Origin of the sequence: Streptomyces sp. NPDC004539 (assembly GCF_040610055.1) — a bacterium.
In the GTDB taxonomy this organism is placed as follows: domain Bacteria; phylum Actinomycetota; class Actinomycetes; order Streptomycetales; family Streptomycetaceae; genus Streptomyces.
The window spans coordinates 717,380-734,624 of the sequence record NZ_JBEXLS010000001.1 but is presented as its reverse complement, the minus strand read 5'-3'; the positions used below and the strand labels follow the sequence as shown (position 1 = coordinate 734,624).

The window sequence follows — 17,245 nt, the reverse complement described above, 5'->3', positions numbered from 1 at the left end:
TCCCTACGACCTGCGCGGGGTCACTCGGAGCGATCGCATCGGGGGTGGCGCGGCGCTATCGTGGCGATGACGACGGGCCACCTGTCGGCTTACGTCACGTTTTGTTCCGCCCGGCGCGTAGAGGAGTTCCTCCGTGCTTGTTGGCAAATGGTTTTTCTGTCCCCGCGTCCGCTATCCGGACACTCCGTGCCGATAGTTGTGTAACAAGTCCGTTTCGCAGGGATCTTTCGCCTAACGCTTTGTCCGGATTTTGGAAGAAGTAGGCGACAGGTGTGATCGAACCGAGACCTTGAGGGTGTGGTTCGGCCATGTGTGATGGCAGATAGTTAGGCGCGTAGAGCTCGGAACCACGGGTCCACGTCTTCAGGTGGCGTCGGCTCGCGAGCGCTGGGGGGCACTCGACTCTTACCGACATAGGTGACGGTGTGCTGTCTTGTGCTCTTCTATGCGGTGAACCTAGGGACTCATGAGGAGGAACCCATGCGCGGTGCCAAGAGCGCCAAGTGGGTGGCCATATCCACGGTGGTGGTACTCGGCGCGACGGCCTGTGGCGGCGGCGGTGACAGCAGCGGCTCGGGCAAGAACGACGGCATCGTCGCGATGCAGATCGGTGAGCCGCAGAACGGTCTTGTTCCGAGCAACACCTACGAGACCGAGGGCGGCCAGGTCATCCACGCCCTCTTCACGGGTCTGACCAAGCTGGACGAGAACAGCAAGGTCGTCGACGACATGGCGGCGTCGATCGAGACCAAGGACAGCAAGGTCTGGACGATCAAGCTGAAGTCCGGCTACACCTTCCACAACGGTGAGAAGGTCACGGCGCAGTCCTACGTCGACGCCTGGAACTACGGCGCCAACCAGACCAACGCGCAGCAGACCAACCCGCTGTTCAACCACATCCAGGGCTGGGCCGACCTGAACCCGGGCGAGGGCAAGAAGCCCGCGACGGACAAGATGTCCGGCCTCAAGGCCGTCGACGAGAACACCCTTCAGATCACCCTGACCGGTCCGTTCTCCGCGTTCCGCGCGCAGCTCTCGTTCTCCGCGTTCTCCCCGCTGCCCCAGGCGTTCTTCAAGGACCCGAAGGCGTTCGGCGAGAACCCGATCGGCAACGGCCCGTACCAGATGGACGGCGCGGTCAAGCACAACGAGTCGATCACGCTCAAGAAGTACGACAAGTACCCGGACGCGTCGAAGTACGCCGTCAAGGGCATCAACTTCAAGATCTACTCGAACCAGGACACCGCCTACAAGGACCTGGTCGCCGGCAACCTCGACCTCGACATCACGATCCCGAACTCGGGTCTGCCGACGTACAAGAAGGACCTGCCGGGCCGCACCATCGACGAGGCGGACTCGGGCGTCGGTTACATCGGCTTCCCGCTGAAGTACAACAAGGCGTTCCAGAACAAGGACCTCCGCAAGGCGATCTCGATGTCGATCGACCGGAAGGCGATCGCCGACAAGATCTTCCTCGGTGCGCGTATGCCCGCCGACGACTTCATCAGCCCCATCATCGACGGCTACCGTCAGGGCGCCTGCGGCGACGCCTGCACGCTGAACCCGACGAAGGCCAAGGAGCTGTACAAGGCCAGCGGCGGCCTGCCGGGCAACACGCTGGAGCTCGGATACAACGCCGACGGCGACCACAAGGCGTGGATCACCGCGGTCGCGAACCAGATCCAGCAGAACCTGGGCATCAAGGTCACGCCCAAGCCGTTCGAGCAGTTCCAGACCATCCTGAACGACCTGGACGCGAAGAAGTACCAGGGCGCGTTCCGCATGGCGTGGAACATGGACTACCCGGACGCGGAGAACTACCTCCGTCCGATCTTCTCCACGGACGCCATCGCCAACGGCTCCAACTACGCCGGCTACTCGAACCCGACCTTCGACAAGCTCCTCGTCGAGGGCGACCAGGCGGCGACGCCGGCCGAGGCCATCAAGAAGTACCAGGCTGCGGACGACATCATCCTCGACGAGATGCCGTACATCCCGGTGTACTTCTACAAGATGAACGGCGGCTTCAGCGACAAGATCAAGTCGGTGAAGGTCGTCGGCCACAACGTCCTGTGGGACACGGTCAAGCTCAGCTAGTACGCAGCTGAGCGGTTTCCGACCAAGCGCGGACCGAGGGTGAGCAGGGGGAGGCGGGTCCTTCCCCTGCTCACCCCGTCTGCCGTCTCCCGTCCGAACATGCCGCGCCCCCGGCCTCGGACGGCACAGCAACCCCCCCTCTGGAGTACCCATGGGCCGATATGCGGCGCGACGCCTGCTACAGGCAATCCCTGTACTGATAGGCGTCACGTTCATCATCTTTTGCCTGGTCTTCGCTTTGCCCGGCGACCCGATCCAGGCTCTGGCCGGCGAGAAGCGCGCCGACCCCAACGTCGCGGCGATGCTGAGAGCGCAGTACCACCTCAACGAACCGCTCTATCAGCAGTACTGGCACTACATCAGCGGCGTCTTCACCGGTGACCTCGGTCAGACGTACAACGGGCGCGAGATCTCGGACATCGTCTCCGAGCGGTTCCCCGTCACGCTGAACCTCGCCCTCACGTCGTTCGCGATCGAGGCCGTCATCGGCATCGTCGCGGGTATCTTCGCGGCGCTGAAGAAGGGCAAGTTCATCGACAACGTGGTGCTGATCTCCACGCTGGTGCTGATCTCCATCCCCGTCTTCGTCCTCGGCAGCGTGCTCCAGCTGGAGCTCGGTGTGAACCTCAAGATCACGCCGGTCGCCGGTATCGAACAGGGCTGGCCGCAGAGCTACATCCTGCCCGCCATCGTCCTCGCCTCGACCTCCATGGCGTACATCGCCCGCCTCACCCGCACGAGCATGGGCGAGTCGGTCCGCGCCGACTACGTCCGTACGGCCGTCGCCAAGGGCCTGCCCCGGCGCCGGGTCATCGGCGTGCACGCGCTGCGCAACTCGCTGATCCCAGTCGTCACCTTCCTGGGCATGGACCTCGGCGCCCTGATGGGCGGCGCCATCATCACCGAGCGCGTCTTCAACCTGCCCGGTCTCGGCGGCCAGATCGCCCAGTCCGTGTACCTGCGCGAGCGGCCCGTCGTGGTCGGTCTGGTGACCCTGCTCGTCCTGATCTACCTGGTGGCCAACCTCCTCGTAGACCTGCTGTACGCCGTGCTCGACCCGAGGATTCGCTATGAGTGAGAAGACGATGGAGAAGCCCTCCGTCCCCGACGAGGCCGCGCTGGCCAAGGAGCTGGAGGCGGAGGAGAAGGCCGCCGCCCGGCAGGCCAGCCTCCTCAAGGACGGCTGGGCGGACCTGCGCAAGCGGCCCATGTTCATCTTCACGGTGATCATCATCGCGGCGCTGCTCGCCCTGGCGATCGCCCCGGGCCTGTTCACCTCGCGCTCCCCGCTGTCCGACGGCTTCTGCCAGCTCGACAACTCGATGAGCGGACCGACCTCGGGCCACTGGTTCGGCTACGACGTCCAGGGCTGCGACATCTACACCCGCACCGTCTGGGGCACCCGCAACTCGATCGTGGTCGGCGTCCTCACCACCCTCGCCACCACGCTCCTCGGCGGACTGCTCGGCATGCTCGCCGGTCTCGTCGGCGGCTGGGTCGACTCGGTCGTCTCCCGCATCACGGAGATCTTCGCGTCCCTGCCGCTGATCATCGGCGGTCTGCTGATCATGTCGATCTTCAACGCGGGCAACGTCTGGGGCGTCTCGTTCATCATGGCGATCCTCGGCTGGCCGCAGGTCTTCCGGATCATGCGCGGCGAGGTCATCGCGAACAAGTACCACGACTACGTCGCGGCGGCCCGGGCCCTCGGCGCCGACTCCAAGCGGATCGCGTTCCGGCACATCCTGCCCAACACGCTGGCCCCCGTCATCGTCATCACGACGATGAACCTCGGCGTCTACATCTCCGCCGAGGCCGCCCTGTCCTACCTGGGCATCGGCATCCAGGCCCCCAACATCTCCTGGGGCCTGATGATCTCCGACGCGCAGGACCGGTTCCTCACCTCGCCGCACGCGCTGCTGTTCCCGGCCGGTTTCCTGAGCGTCACCGTGCTGGCGTTCATCATGCTCGGCGACGTGGTGCGCGACGCCTTCGACCCCAAGATGCGCTAGGGAGGCGTACGTGACCACCATCGATACGACAGACGCCGTCCCGGCCCCCCGGGACGGCACGGACGGTCCGCTGCTCGAAGTGCGCGACCTGCACGTCGAGTTCAAGACCCGCGAGGGCGTCGTCCGCGCCGTCAACGGGGTCAACTACTCGGTGCGCTCCGGGGAGACGCTCGCCGTGCTCGGCGAGTCCGGCTCGGGCAAGTCCGTGACGGCTCAGGCGATCATGGGCATCCTCGACATGCCGCCGGCCAGCATCCCCAAGGGCGAGATCCTCTTCCACGGCCGGGACATGCTCGCCATGCCCGAGGACGAGCGGCGCAAGCTGCGCGGTGCCCGCATCGCGATGATCTTCCAGGACGCGCTCTCCTCGCTCAACCCCGTGCTCAGCGTGGGGTTCCAGCTCGGTGAGATGTTCCGCGTCCACCAGGGGATGTCCCGCAAGGACGCCAAGGCGAAGTCCATCGAGCTGATGGACCGGGTGAAGATCCCGGCCGCCGCGGCCCGCGTCAACGACTACCCCCACCAGTTCTCCGGCGGTATGCGCCAGCGCATCATGATCGCCATGGCGCTCGCCCTGGAACCGGACCTGATCATCGCGGACGAGCCGACCACGGCCCTCGACGTGACCGTCCAGGCCCAGGTCATGGACCTCCTCGCGGAGCTCCAGCGCGAGTACCAGATGGGGCTCATCCTCATCACGCACGACCTCGGGGTCGTCGCGGACGTCGCCGACAAGATCGCCGTGATGTACGCGGGCCGGATCGTGGAGACGGCGCCGGTGCACGAGCTGTACAAGCGCCCCGCCCACCCGTACACCCGGGGTCTGCTCGACTCGATCCCGCGCCTGGACCAGAAGGGCCAGGAGCTGTACGCGATCAAGGGGCTGCCGCCCAACCTGCTCAAGGTCCCGCAGGGCTGCGCCTTCAACCCGCGCTGCGAGCGGGCGCAGGACATCTGCCGTACGGACCTGCCGCCGCTCGTCCCGGTGACCGAGCGGGACGGGACGGAACTGCCCGGCCGCGCCAGCGCGTGCCACTTCTGGAAGGAGACGATCCATGGCTGAGACGACCAAGGCCGCCGAGCCCGAGGACGTCAAGCCGGACGTCTCCGAGGACGCGAAGCCCGCCCCCGCGGACCGGGGGGAGCCGATCCTCCAGGTGCGCAACCTCGTCAAACACTTCCCCCTGACGCAGGGCATCGTCATCAAACGCCAGGTCGGCGCCGTCAAGGCCGTCGACGGGGTCTCCTTCGACCTCTACAAGGGCGAGACGCTCGGCATCGTCGGCGAGTCCGGCTGCGGGAAGTCGACCGTCGCCAAGCTCCTGATGAACCTGGAGCGGGCGACGTCCGGCGAGGTCTTCTACAAGGGCGAGGACATCACCCGGCTGTCCGGCAAGGCCCTCAAGGCCGTCCGCCGGAACATCCAGATGATCTTCCAGGACCCGTACACCTCGCTGAACCCGCGCATGACGGTCGGCGACATCATCGGGGAGCCCTACGACATCCACCCCGAGGTGGCTCCGAAGGGGGACCGGCGCCAGCGGGTGAAGGAGCTCCTCGACGTCGTCGGCCTGAACCCGGAGTACATCAACCGCTACCCCCACCAGTTCTCCGGTGGCCAGCGGCAGCGCATCGGCATCGCCCGCGGACTCGCCCTCAACCCCGAGGTCATCATCTGCGACGAGCCGGTCTCCGCGCTGGACGTCTCCGTGCAGGCCCAGGTCATCAACCTGATGGAGGGTCTCCAGGACGAGTTCGACCTGTCCTACATCTTCATCGCGCACGACCTGTCGATCGTCCGGCACATCTCGGACCGCGTCGGGGTCATGTACCTCGGCAAGCTCGCCGAGATCGGCACCGACGAGCAGATCTACGAGCACCCGACGCACCCGTACACGCAGGCGCTGCTGTCGGCCGTCCCGGTGCCCGACCCCGAGGCGCGGGAGAACCGCGACCGGATCATCCTCACCGGTGACGTGCCGTCCCCGGCCAACCCGCCGTCCGGGTGCCGGTTCCGCACCCGCTGCTGGAAGGCCCAGGACAAGTGCGCCGAGGAGGTTCCGCTCCTCGCGGTCCCCGAGCGCTTCAAGGGGGAGAACACCCCGGCCGCGCACGACTCGGCGTGCCACTTCGCCGAGGACAAGAACATCGTCCACGCGGCGTAGTTCGCTCGACCGGTTCCCGGCACCTGGCGGTTCAGGTGCCGGGAACCGGCGTTTTCGCGGCGTGGTGACAGGCCACCTGCGCCGCGCCGGCCCCGCTCAGCACCCCCGGGTCCTCCGTCCGGCACCTCCCCGCCACCCCGGCCCGCTCCGCCTCCCCGCTCGCCAGTACCGGGCAGCGGGCCCGGAAGCGGCAGCCGGTGGGGATGCGGGAGGGGTCGGGAGGTTCGCCGGTGAGGACGACGGGGGTGCCGGGGGCCTCGGGGAGGACGGACAGGAGGGCCTGGGTGTAGGGGTGGCGGGGTGTTGTCAGGACCTCCTCGACCGTGCCCGTCTCGACGATCCGGCCGAGGTACATCACCGCGACGCGGTCCGCGATGTTCCAGGCGAGGCCGAGGTCGTGGGTGACGACGAGGGCCGCGAGCCCCAGCTCCGTGCGCAGCCGCAGCAGGAGCGCGAGGATCTCGCCGCGCACGGACGCGTCCAGCGACGCCACCGGCTCGTCCGCCACCAGCAGCTCCGGCTCCAGCACCAACGCCCCCGCGATGACGACGCGTTGACGCTGGCCGCCGGACAGCTCGTGCGGGTAGCGCAGGAAGAAACGCTCGGGAGGCCGCAGCCCCGCCCGCGAGAGCGCCCCCGCGACCGCCGCCCGCTCGTCACCGCCGTACCCGTGGATACGCAGCCCCTCCGCGACCGCGTCATAGACGGTGTGCCGGGGGTTCAGTGACCCGCTGGGGTCCTGGAGCACCAGCTGTGCCTTGCGCCGATACGCCTTCAGGGCGCGGGAGTTGTACGACAGGGGCGAGCCGGCGAAGGTGACCTGGCCGGCGCTCGGGCGCACCAGGCCCAGCAGCGCCCGCGCCAGCGTCGTCTTGCCGCACCCCGACTCCCCGACGAGCGCGACGACTTCGCCGGTGCCCACGGCCAACTCCACGCCGTCCACGGCCCGTACGGGAGGCCCGCCCCGGCGCCCGGGGAAGGTGACATGGAGGGACTCGGCGGTCAGCAGGGTCATCGGAGGCTCCTCGTGCGGGGGTGGGCGGAGGCCGCCGACGGGTGCCCTGCGGCGCTCACCGGCCGTTCCCCACATGCACACAGGCCGCCTGCCGCCCCGCCCCGGCCGCCCGCAGGGTCTGGTCGTCCACCGCGCAGGTGTCCAGCGCCACCGTGCAGCGCGGGTGGAAGGCGCAGCCGGGTGGGAGGGCGGCGGGGTCCGGGGGGTCGCCGGGCAGGCCCCGGGGGGCGAAGCGGGCGGCGGGGTCGCCGATCCGGGGGAAGGCGGAGGCCAGGGCGCGGGCGTAGGGGTGGCGGGCGTCGTCGAAGAGGTCGCGGGCCGGGCCCTCCTCCACGACGCGGCCCGCGTACATCACCGCGAGGCGGTCGCAGGTGTCCGCGAGGACGGCGAGATCGTGGCTGATCATGATGAGGCTCAGTTCCTCCTCCGTCACCAACCCCTCGATCAGGCGCAGGATCTGGGCCTGGACCATGACGTCGAGGGCGGTCGTCGGTTCGTCGGCGACGATCAGGCGGGGGCCGCAGGCGAGGGCCATCGCGATCATCACGCGCTGGCGCTGCCCGCCGGAGAGTTCGTGCGGGTAGGAGCGGCCCCGCGCCGCCGGTAGCCCCACCTGTTCCAGCAGCTCGCCGGCCCTGCGCCGGGCGGCGGCCGGGGTCGCCGCGCCGTGCAGGACGATCGGCTCGGCGATCTGGTCGGCGACCCGGTGGACGGGGTTGAGGGAGTGCATCGCCCCCTGGAAGACGAGGGACGCGCCCGCCCAGCGGACGGCCCGCAGCCGCCCCCACCGCATCGTCAGCACATCCTCGCCGTCCAGCAGAATGCGCCCCTCGACCCGCGCCCCGGCCGGCAGCAGCCGCAGCAGCGCGAGCGCCAGCGTCGACTTCCCGCACCCCGACTCCCCGGCCACGCCCAGCTTCTGACCGGCCGTCAGCTCCAGGTCCACCCCGCGGACCGCCGCGAACCCGCCCGCGTACGTCACCCGCAGATCCCGTACCTCAAGGACGCTCAACGCCCCACCCCCAGCCGGGGGTTCAGCACCGACTCGACCGCGCGCCCGCACAGCGTGAACGCCAGCGCCACCCCCGCGATCGCGATCCCCGGCGGCACCAGATACCACCAGTCACCCGCACTCACCGCACCCGCCTCCCGGGCCTCCTGGAGAAGTCCGCCCCAGGACACGACCGTCGGATCACCGAGCCCCAGGAACGCGAGCGTCGCCTCCGCGAGGATCGACGACGACACCATCAGCGTCGTCTGCGCCAGCACCAGCGGCATCACGTTCGGCAGGACGTGCCGGCCCATGACATGCCCGTGCCCGCCCCCCAGCGCCGTCGCGCGTTCGATGTACGGCCGGGACTCGACGGCCAGCGTCTGCGCCCGCACCAGCCGGGCCGTCGTCGGCCAGGAGGTCACCCCGATCGCGAGGACCACCGTCCCGAGCGAGCGGGACATGACGGTCGCGAGGGCGATCGCGAGGACCAGCGTCGGCATCACGAGGAACCAGTCCGTGACCCGCATCGCGACGGTCGCGTACACGCCCTTGAAGTGCCCGGCGGTGATCCCGACGACCGCGCCGATCGCCACCGACAGGACCGCCGCGAGCAGCCCGACCAGCAGCGACACCCGCGAGCCCCAGATCACGAGGCCCAGCAGGTCACGGCCGTAGCGGTCGGTGCCGAGCCAGAACTCGCCGCTCGGGCTCTCCAGCGGACGGCCCGGCGCGTCGGTCACCCCGGTGACGTCCGCGCCGACGGTCAGCGGGGCGGTGAGGGCGACCAGCGCGAACACGGTCAGCGCGGCGAGGCCCAGCAGCCCCGCGCGGTGCGTGCGGTAGGTGTTCCAGAAGCGGACGGCGCTCAGGCGCCTGCGCTGCCACGCCAGCGTCGTCATCGGGCGGCCACCCTCGGGTCGAGCAGCGGATAGACGAGGTCGGCGAGGGTGTTCATGACGATCACCGCCGCCGCGAAGAACAGGAACAGGCCCTGTACGAGCGGGAGATCGGGCACGCTGAGCGCCTGGTAGAAGAGGCCGCCGAGGCCCGGCCAGGAGAACACCGTCTCCACCAGGATCACCCCGGCGACGGTCCGGCCCAGGTTGACGAAGACCAGCGTCACCGTCGGCAGCAGCGCGTTCGGCACGGCGTGCCGGCGCCGCACCACCACGTCCCGAAGCCCTTTGGCCCGCGCGGTCGTCAGATAGTCGCTGCCCATCTCGTCGAGCAGCGCCGAGCGGGTCACGAGCAGCGTCTGCCCGTACTCGACGGCGACGAGCGTCACCACCGGCAGCACCAAGTGGTGCGCCACGTCCAGGACATACGCGAGCCCCTCCTCACCACCCGTCTCCATGCCGCCGGTCGGAAAGAGTCCCGGGATCGGACCGGCCCCGACCCCGAACACGATGATCAGCAGCAGCCCCAGCCAGAACGACGGCACGGAGTAGAGGGCCAGCGCCAGACCGGTGTTGAGGCGGTCGCCCAGCCCGCCGTGCCGCCAGGCCGAGCGCGTCCCGAGGACGATGCCGAGCAGCGTGTACAGCACGAACGCCGTCCCCGTCAGCAGCAGCGTGTTCGGCAGCGCCTCGGTGATCTTGTCGACGACGGGGGTCCGGAACTGGTACGACGTCCCGAGGTCACCGGTCAGCGCCTTCCCGCAGTAGTCCGTGAACTGCCGCCACACCGGCAGATCGAGCCCGAACTCCTTGCGGTACTGCGCCAGTTGCTCCACCGACACCGGCCGGCCCCCGGTCATCGTCCTCACCGGGTCGCCCGGGATCAGCCGGAACAGGAAGAACCCCGTGACGAGCACCGCCAGCAGCGAGACGACCGCCCCGCCCGCCTTGCCCGCGCCGTACCGGAGATAGCCGGCCCGGACGGCGGAGGCCGACGCCCCGGGAGCCTTCCCGACGTCCTCGACGAGCGCCTCGCTCACTCCCGGTCCTCCGCCCCCGCGCGCCGCCGCAGCCCGAGGAACACCCCGGCCCCGGCGAGCAGGACGGCCCCGCCGACGATCCCGGCGACCGCCCCGCCCGACAGCCCCGACGAGGACTCGCCGGACGACGCCGCCGGCACCGCCGACCACCAGCTCCAGTAGCCGTCCTGCCCGTAGATGTTCCCGGCGGCCTTCGGCATCGTCTCGACGGAGGCGATCTGGTCCGTGCGGTACGCCTCCACGGAGTTCTGGTACGCCATCACGTTCATGTAGGCCAGGTCGTACAGCCGTGACTGCATCTGCTTGACGAGGCCGGCGCGCTTCACCGGGTCGTACTCGGCCAACTGGCGTGCGTACAGGGCGTCGTACTGCTTGTCGCAGATGAAGTTGTCGGTCGCGCCGGTGTCCTTGGGGGTCGCGGGGAGGGCCGCGCAGGTGTGGATGGACAGGACGTAGTCCGGGTCGGGGTTGACCGACCAGCCGTCGAAGGCGAGGTCGTAACGGCCCGCGAGCCAGGGGTCGGTGACGTTGTCGAGGCAGTCGAGGCGCAGCCCGATCCCGAGCTTGTCCCACCACTCCTTGAGGTACTGGCCGACCGCCTTGTCGTTCGGGTCGGTCGCGTGGCACAGGACGCGGTAGGTGATCGGCCTGCCGTCCTTGCCGAGCCGGCGGCCGTCCGCGTTCTTCCTGTAGCCGGCCTGGTCGAGGAGCTGGGCGGCGCGCGCCGGGTCGTAGGCGAGTTCCTGGTCCGCCGACGGTTTCCAGAAGTAGTCGGCGAAGCGGGGCGGGATGTACCCCTCGCCCTCGACGGCACGGCCCTGGAAGACCCGGTCGATCAGGGCCGTGCGGTCCACGGACCGGAAGAGGGCCTGGCGGACGCGCTGGTCCTGGAGGGAGGGGTGGCCGTCGCCGAAGCGGGTGCCGTCCTTGGCGCGGGCGCCCGGGTTGACGGCGAGGGCGTAGAAGCGGCGCCCCGGGGCGTTGTTGACCTTGATGTTCCTGTCGTCGGCGAGGGCGTTCGCCTGGGCGGGGGTGAGGTTCGGGACGAAGGACACCTCGCCCTTCTGGAGGGCGGCGACGGCCGCGTCACCGTCCTTGTAGTACTTGAAGAGCAGCTCGTCGAACTTGGGGGCGCCCCGCCAGAACTTCTTGTTGGCCTTCAGCCGGACGTAGCTGTCGGCCTTGTAGTCGGTGAGGAGATAGGGGCCGTCGCCGACGATAGGGAACGTCTTGTCGTTGGCGAACTTCGAGAAGTCGCCGACCTTCTCCCACACGTGCTTCGGCACGATCGGCATGTCCAGCGCCGTCATCGTCGCCTGCGGGCTCTTGAGCCGGATCACGAGCTCGGTCGGCGTCGGGGCCGTCACCCGGGCGAAGTTGGTGACGTAACTTCCGTTCGCGGTGGCCGCCTTCGGGTCCGTCATCATCTTCGTGAACGTCCAGGCCGCGTCCTCGGCGGTGACCTTCTTCCCGTCCGACCAGGTGGCGTCGGAGCGGATCGTGTACGTCCAGGTCAGCTTGTCGGGGGAGGGGGTCCACTTCGTCGCGAGACCCGGGACCGCGCGGGCGTCGCCGGGGTCGTAGTCCGTCAGGTACTCGTACGTCAGCCGCAGGATGCTCGTGCTGACCAGACGGGAGGCGAGGAAGGGGCTGAGGGAGTCGACGCTCTGGGCGACGGCGACGGTGAGGACCTTGGGGCCGTCCTTCGCGTGCGCCTCGGGCGCTCCGGAGAGGGCGGGGAGCAGGAGGGAGGTGGTGAGGGCCGCGGCCGTCAGAAGGCGTCCGGGTCGGTTCATCGCACATGACCTCGCTTCACACCATTCGCACAGGGACCGGTTGTCGGACGGTGTACCAGGGTGCCGAAGCCGCCGTCAACGATGCGTGCACCCCGTGTGGCCTGCGCAAACGCGGCGATGATCGGATCGTCGTACGGCAATGGTCGAGACCGGTGAAGCCTGGCTGGTGAAACGCTGACGGCCCGCCGGCGTCGAAGACCGGCGGACCGTCGGCTCACAGCCCCGTCAGGGCTACTTCCACTCCAGGCCCCAGACGTTGGCGTCCTTCTTCACCGGGGCGGTGATCCACTTGGACCAGACCTTCTTCTCGATGTACTTGCAGCGCGCGTCGTAGTGGAACGCGTACTTGGTCGCGAGGAACTTCTTCGACTCGTGGAACATCGTCATGCGGACCTTGGTCTTGCCGGCCTTGTTCTTCGCCGGGATCGAGTAGGTCCAGCTGCTGGACTTGGTCCAGGTCTTGCCGACGGTGACCGCGAAGGAGGCGCTCGCCTTGGCGAAGATGACGCCGGCCTCGGTGCCGAGGGTCGCGGTGCCGCTGGCGTTGACCGCCGCCGTCGTCGTCTTGTTGTACGTGAGGCTGCCGCCGAGGTTGTCGTACATCCACTCGCTGTGCAGGTTCGTGCCCTGGCTGACGGTGGACTTGTTCGTGATGGTGTAGCGGACGCCCGGGTCGGGCGGGCAGGCGGCGGAGGCGGGCGCCGCCGAGACGGCCACCGCGCCGCCGGCGAGGAGGGCGGACGCGATCACGGAGCTGGCGATTTTCCGCACGGTTTCAATTCCCTTCGATGAGCGGTTCACCGTCGGCGGTATTCCGGGTGGCGATTTCCGGTGCCGTGGCGAGGTGAAGATTGGCCGCGAGGTGCCCGGGGTGACAACCGGGTTGCCCGGGAAGGGAGTTCACGCGGGCATTGACACGGCGTCAGGGGTGGTCGGCAAAACGCCCATAGCGCCGTCGGGGGTGCCGGAATTGGCTGCGGGGTGGGTGAAATGCCCCTATGTTCAAGCCGCATAATGTGACCTGGATCACATCTGAGAGGTGTATGCATTCCTCGGTATAAGGCCCTGTCGGCAACCTCAAATGTTGCCCAAATGGGGAACCGTCACCCGCATTCCTGGTGTCCCCTGGGCATCGGCGCTTTCGTTCGCGCCGTCACCACGGGGAGATGAAGAACATGGTCGTGCAGACCGAACCACGAATCCCGCACACCCCTCGCCCGAACAACGGCTGGGACTGCCTCGGCACCCCCCTCGGCGCCGCGGTCCGCGCCCGCCGCGTCGAACTCGGCCTCACCCAGGAACGCCTCGCCGCCCAGGCCGGAATGAGCCAGGGCGCCCTCTCCCGCCTCGAAAGAGGCAAGGCCGTGCCGACGCTGCCCCTTCTGGAGCGGCTCGCCGCGGCCATGACCGCCAACCTCCTCATCGCCCTCTCTCCGACCGGCTCGGTCCAGGTGGCCTTCCGGGTCCCGGGCGTCCAGATGCGCCGCGCGGCGCCGGTGAGCAGGGTGTCCTCCTAACGGGCGGCCCGAATGTGCCGTACGTCTGATATGTGGCGATAGTGGCCCATAACGGACAGGTGCGGTACATGAGGGAGGCATCCATGCGTGGAGCCACGCACGCCAAGTGGGTCGTAGGGGCGGCAGCGGTCGCTCTGGTCGCCACCGGATGTGGCGGCGGCGACAGCGGCAGCGGCGGGAGCGGCGGCGGCAGCGGGGTGCTCACCGCGTCCTGGGGCGACCCGCAGAACCCGCTGGAGCCCGCCAACACCAACGAGGTGCAGGGCGGCAAGGTCCTCGACATGACCTTCCGCGGGCTCAAGCGGTACGACCCCGAGACCGGCAAGGCGAACGACATGCTCGCCGACAAGATCGACACCACCGACTCGCAGAACTTCACCGTCACCGTCAAGGACGGCTGGACGTTCAGCAACGGCGAGAAGGTCACCGCCAAGTCCTTCGTGGACGCCTGGAACTACGCGGCGAGCCTGAAGAACAACCAGAAGAACGCCTACTTCTTCTCCTACATCGACGGCTTCACCAAGACCCACCCCGAGGACGGCAGCGCCCAGACCGCCGACACCCTCTCCGGGCTCAAGGTCACCGGCCCGCTGACCTTCACCGTCAGGCTGTCGCAGAAGTTCTCCACGTTCCCCGACACCCTCGGCTACAACGCGTTCGTCCCGCTCCCGCAGACCTTCTACACCGACCACGCCGGCTGGCTGAAGAAGCCCGTCGGCAACGGTCCGTACACCATCGACTCGTACACCAAGGGCTCCCAGATGAGCCTGAAGAAGTGGGACGCCTACCCCGGCTCCGACAAGGCCGAGAACGCCGGCGTCACCCTCAAGGTCTACACCGACAACAACACGGCGTACACCGACCTGATGGCCGGCAACCTCGACCTCGTCGACGACGTCCCCGCCTCGCAGCTCAAGAACGTCAAGAGCGACCTCGGCGACCGCTACCTCAACACCCCCGCCGGGATCATCCAGACCCTCGCCTTCCCGTTCTACGACAAGAACTGGAACAAGGCGGGCTCCGAGAAGGTCCGCCAGGGCCTCTCCATGGCCATCAACCGCGAGCAGATCACCGACACGATCTTCCAGAAGACCCGCACCCCCGCCACCGACTGGACCTCCCCGGTCCTCGGCGCGGACGGCGGCTACAAGGCCGGCCTGTGCGGCGACTCCTGCAAGTACGACCCCGCCGAGGCGAAGAAGCTGATCCAGGAGGGCGGCGGCATCCCCGGCGGCCAGGTCAAGATCAGCTACAACGCCGACACCGGCTCCCACAAGCAGTGGGTCGACGCCGTCTGCAACTCCATCAACAACGCCCTCGGCAACGACAAGGCGTGCGTCGGCAACCCCGTCGGCACCTTCGCCGACTTCCGCAGCCAGATCACCCAGCACAAGATGAGCGGCCCCTTCCGCGCCGGCTGGCAGATGGACTACCCGCTCATCCAGAACTTCCTCCAGCCGCTGTACTACACCAACGCCTCCTCCAACGACGGCCTGTGGTCCAACAAGGACTTCGACAAGCTCGTCGACCAGGCGAACGCCGAGACCGACACCGGCAAGGCCGTCGAGGACTTCCAGAAGGCGGAGGAGGTCCTGCGCGACAACATGGGCGCCATCCCCCTCTGGTACCAGAACGGCAGCGCCGGCTACTCGGAGCGCCTCTCGAACGTCAAGCTCAACCCGTTCTCCGTCCCGGTCTACAACGAGATCAAGGTCGGCTGACCCGCCATGGGACGCTACGTCGTCCGGCGCCTGCTCCAGATGATCCCCGTCTTCGTGGGCGCCACCCTGCTGATCTTCCTCATGGTCAACGTGATGGGCGACCCCATCGCCGGCCTGTGCGGCGACCGGCAGTGCGACCCCGCGACCGCGGCCCAGCTCAAGAAGGAGTTCGGCCTCGACAAGCCGGTCTGGCAGCAGTACCTGACCTACATGGGGAACGTCTTCACCGGAGACTTCGGTACGGCGTTCAACGGCCAGAAGGTCACCGAGCTGATGTCGACGGCGTTCCCCGTCACGATCCGCCTGACGATCGTCGCGATCCTCATCGAGATCGTCGTCGGCATCACCCTGGGCGTCGTCACCGGCCTTCGGCGCGGCAAGCCGATCGACACCGCCGTCCTCCTCGTCACCCTCGTCGTCATCTCCGTCCCCACCTTCGTCACCGGCCTGCTGCTCCAGCTGCTGCTCGGTGTCGAGTGGGGCTGGATCAAACCGTCCGTCTCCACGGACGCCGAGTTCGGCGAACTCTTCGTCCCCGGGCTCGTCCTGGCGTCCGTGTCACTCGCCTACGTCACCCGGCTCACCCGGACGTCCATCGCCGAGAACCGGCGGGCCGACTACGTCCGTACGGCGATCGCCAAGGGGCTGCCCCGGCGCCGGGTCGTCACCCGGCACCTCCTGCGCAACTCCCTCATCCCCGTCGTCACGTTCATCGGCACCGACGTCGGCGCGCTCATGGGCGGCGCGATCGTCACCGAGCGGATCTTCAACATCCACGGCGTCGGATACCAGCTCTACCAGGGCATCCTGCGCCAGAACACGCAGACCGTCGTCGGCTTCGTGACCGTGCTGGTGCTCGTGTTCCTGGTGGCGAACCTGCTCGTCGACCTCCTGTACGCCGTACTCGACCCGAGGATTCGCTATGCCTGAACCCCAGGAGCCCGAGGGCGTGATCGCCGCCACCGGGATGGGCGGGGCGATGGACCTCGCGGTGAGCGAAGGGGCCAGCCTGGAGGGGGCCGGCCCGGAGGGGGGACCGTCCGGCGGGCCCGCCGGGAAACCCCGCTCGCTGTGGTCCGACGCCTGGCTCGACCTGCGCCGCAACCCCGTCTTCATCGTCTCCGCCCTCGTCATCCTCTTCCTGGTCTTCATCTCCCTGTGGCCCTCGGCGATCGCCTCCGGCTCCCCGCTGAAGTGCGACCTCGCCAAGGCCCAGCAGGGCTCCTCCGCCGGGCACCCCTTCGGGTACGACGGGCAGGGGTGCGACGTCTACACGCGTACGGTGTACGGCGCGCGGACGTCGGTGGCGGTGGGCGTCCTCGCGACCCTCGGCGTCGCCGTCCTCGGCAGCGTCCTCGGCGGACTCGCCGGGTTCTTCGGCGGCGTCTGGGACTCGGTCCTCTCCCGCATCACCGACATCTTCTTCGCGATCCCGGTGGTGCTCGGCGGACTCGTCCTGCTCTCGGTCGTCACCAGCAACACCATCTGGCCGGTGATCGGCTTCATGGTCCTGCTCGGCTGGCCCCAGATCTCCCGGATCGCCCGGGGCTCCGTGATCACCGCCAAACAGAACGACTACGTCCAGGCGGCCCGCGCCCTCGGCGCCTCCAACTCCCGCATGCTGCTACGCCATATCGCCCCGAACGCGGTCGCCCCGGTGATCGTCGTCGCGACGATCGCCCTCGGCACGTACATCGCCCTCGAAGCGACCCTCTCCTACCTCGGCGTCGGTCTCAAACCCCCCAGCGTCTCCTGGGGCATCGACATCTCCGCCGCCTCCCCCTACATCCGCAACGCCCCCCACGCCCTCCTGTGGCCCTCCGGCGCCCTCGCCGTCACCGTCCTCGCCTTCATCATGCTCGGCGACGCGGTCCGCGACGCCCTCGACCCGAAGCTGAGGGGGTGACGGGGGTGCCGGGGGTGGTGGGGGTGCTGGGTGTGGTGGGGCGAAGTGCCGTGTCCGTGTGTCCGTCCCGTCCGGGAGTGAGGTGA

15 protein-coding genes are annotated in these 17,245 nt (G+C 68.6%); 9 read left to right on the top strand and 6 right to left on the bottom strand.

From position 1 onward, the window contains the following. Positions 1 to 480 precede the first annotated feature (480 nt). The 5 genes from ABZX85_RS03230 (at position 481) to ABZX85_RS03210 (ending at position 6,274) form a co-directional block, all read left to right on the top strand. Positions 481 to 2,097, top strand: coding sequence for an ABC transporter substrate-binding protein (locus tag ABZX85_RS03230; protein ID WP_355862075.1), 1,617 nt, complete (start codon positions 481 to 483; stop codon positions 2,095 to 2,097). A 151-nt stretch (positions 2,098 to 2,248) separates the two neighbouring features. Next, on the top strand, positions 2,249 to 3,175 hold the full coding sequence (locus ABZX85_RS03225) for an ABC transporter permease (protein WP_355862073.1): 927 nt from the start codon (positions 2,249 to 2,251) through the stop codon (positions 3,173 to 3,175). Next, the gene (locus ABZX85_RS03220; protein WP_355862071.1) at positions 3,168 to 4,109 is read left to right on the top strand and encodes an ABC transporter permease; all 942 of its coding nucleotides are present in this window, start codon (positions 3,168 to 3,170) and stop codon (positions 4,107 to 4,109) included. Before ABZX85_RS03225 ends, ABZX85_RS03220 begins: the two co-directional genes overlap by 8 nt. A 10-nt stretch (positions 4,110 to 4,119) precedes the next feature. Continuing rightward, positions 4,120 to 5,172 carry an ABC transporter ATP-binding protein gene (locus tag ABZX85_RS03215; RefSeq protein WP_355862069.1) on the top strand — a complete coding sequence of 351 codons (1,053 nt, stop codon included), beginning with the start codon at positions 4,120 to 4,122 and terminating at the stop codon, positions 5,170 to 5,172. Continuing rightward, positions 5,165 to 6,274 carry a dipeptide ABC transporter ATP-binding protein gene (locus ABZX85_RS03210; protein WP_355862067.1) on the top strand — a complete coding sequence of 370 codons (1,110 nt, stop codon included), beginning with the start codon at positions 5,165 to 5,167 and terminating at the stop codon, positions 6,272 to 6,274. Before ABZX85_RS03215 ends, ABZX85_RS03210 begins: the two co-directional genes overlap by 8 nt. A 31-nt stretch (positions 6,275 to 6,305) precedes the next feature. Here the strand turns inward: ABZX85_RS03210 and ABZX85_RS03205 are convergent, their stop codons facing one another. The 6 genes from ABZX85_RS03205 to ABZX85_RS03180 form a co-directional block, all read right to left on the bottom strand. Next, positions 6,306 to 7,289: an ABC transporter ATP-binding protein gene (locus tag ABZX85_RS03205; protein ID WP_355862065.1), complete on the bottom strand. Its 984-nt coding sequence runs from the start codon at positions 7,287 to 7,289 to the stop codon at positions 6,306 to 6,308. Positions 7,290 to 7,344: 55 nt separating this feature from the next. Continuing rightward, positions 7,345 to 8,301: an ABC transporter ATP-binding protein gene (locus ABZX85_RS03200; RefSeq protein WP_355862063.1), complete on the bottom strand. Its 957-nt coding sequence runs from the start codon at positions 8,299 to 8,301 to the stop codon at positions 7,345 to 7,347. After that, positions 8,298 to 9,182, bottom strand: coding sequence for an ABC transporter permease (locus tag ABZX85_RS03195; protein ID WP_355862061.1), 885 nt, complete (start codon positions 9,180 to 9,182; stop codon positions 8,298 to 8,300). The genes ABZX85_RS03200 and ABZX85_RS03195 overlap by 4 nt, the downstream gene beginning before the upstream one ends. Further along, positions 9,179 to 10,219, bottom strand: coding sequence for an ABC transporter permease (locus ABZX85_RS03190; RefSeq protein WP_355862059.1), 1,041 nt, complete (start codon positions 10,217 to 10,219; stop codon positions 9,179 to 9,181). Before ABZX85_RS03190 ends, ABZX85_RS03195 begins: the two co-directional genes overlap by 4 nt. After that, positions 10,216 to 12,015, bottom strand: coding sequence for an ABC transporter substrate-binding protein (locus ABZX85_RS03185; RefSeq protein WP_355862057.1), 1,800 nt, complete (start codon positions 12,013 to 12,015; stop codon positions 10,216 to 10,218). The genes ABZX85_RS03190 and ABZX85_RS03185 overlap by 4 nt, the downstream gene beginning before the upstream one ends. Positions 12,016 to 12,246: 231 nt before the next feature. Beyond that, positions 12,247 to 12,786, bottom strand: a complete 540-nt coding sequence (locus ABZX85_RS03180; protein ID WP_355862055.1) for a hypothetical protein — start codon at positions 12,784 to 12,786, stop codon at positions 12,247 to 12,249. Between the two features lie 395 nt (positions 12,787 to 13,181). Between ABZX85_RS03180 and ABZX85_RS03175 the strand changes: the two genes are divergently transcribed. From ABZX85_RS03175 to ABZX85_RS03160, 4 genes are all read left to right on the top strand, one after another. Continuing rightward, on the top strand, positions 13,182 to 13,532 hold the full coding sequence (locus ABZX85_RS03175) for a helix-turn-helix transcriptional regulator (RefSeq protein ID WP_355862053.1): 351 nt from the start codon (positions 13,182 to 13,184) through the stop codon (positions 13,530 to 13,532). Between the two features lie 83 nt (positions 13,533 to 13,615). Further along, positions 13,616 to 15,253, top strand: coding sequence for an ABC transporter substrate-binding protein (locus ABZX85_RS03170; RefSeq protein WP_355862051.1), 1,638 nt, complete (start codon positions 13,616 to 13,618; stop codon positions 15,251 to 15,253). 6 nt (positions 15,254 to 15,259) lie between these two features. Further along, complete coding sequence (locus ABZX85_RS03165; RefSeq protein WP_355862049.1) at positions 15,260 to 16,183, top strand: ABC transporter permease; 924 nt, start codon at positions 15,260 to 15,262, stop codon at positions 16,181 to 16,183. Then, the gene (locus tag ABZX85_RS03160; protein ID WP_355862047.1) at positions 16,176 to 17,159 is read left to right on the top strand and encodes an ABC transporter permease; all 984 of its coding nucleotides are present in this window, start codon (positions 16,176 to 16,178) and stop codon (positions 17,157 to 17,159) included. Before ABZX85_RS03165 ends, ABZX85_RS03160 begins: the two co-directional genes overlap by 8 nt. Positions 17,160 to 17,245 lie beyond the last annotated feature (86 nt).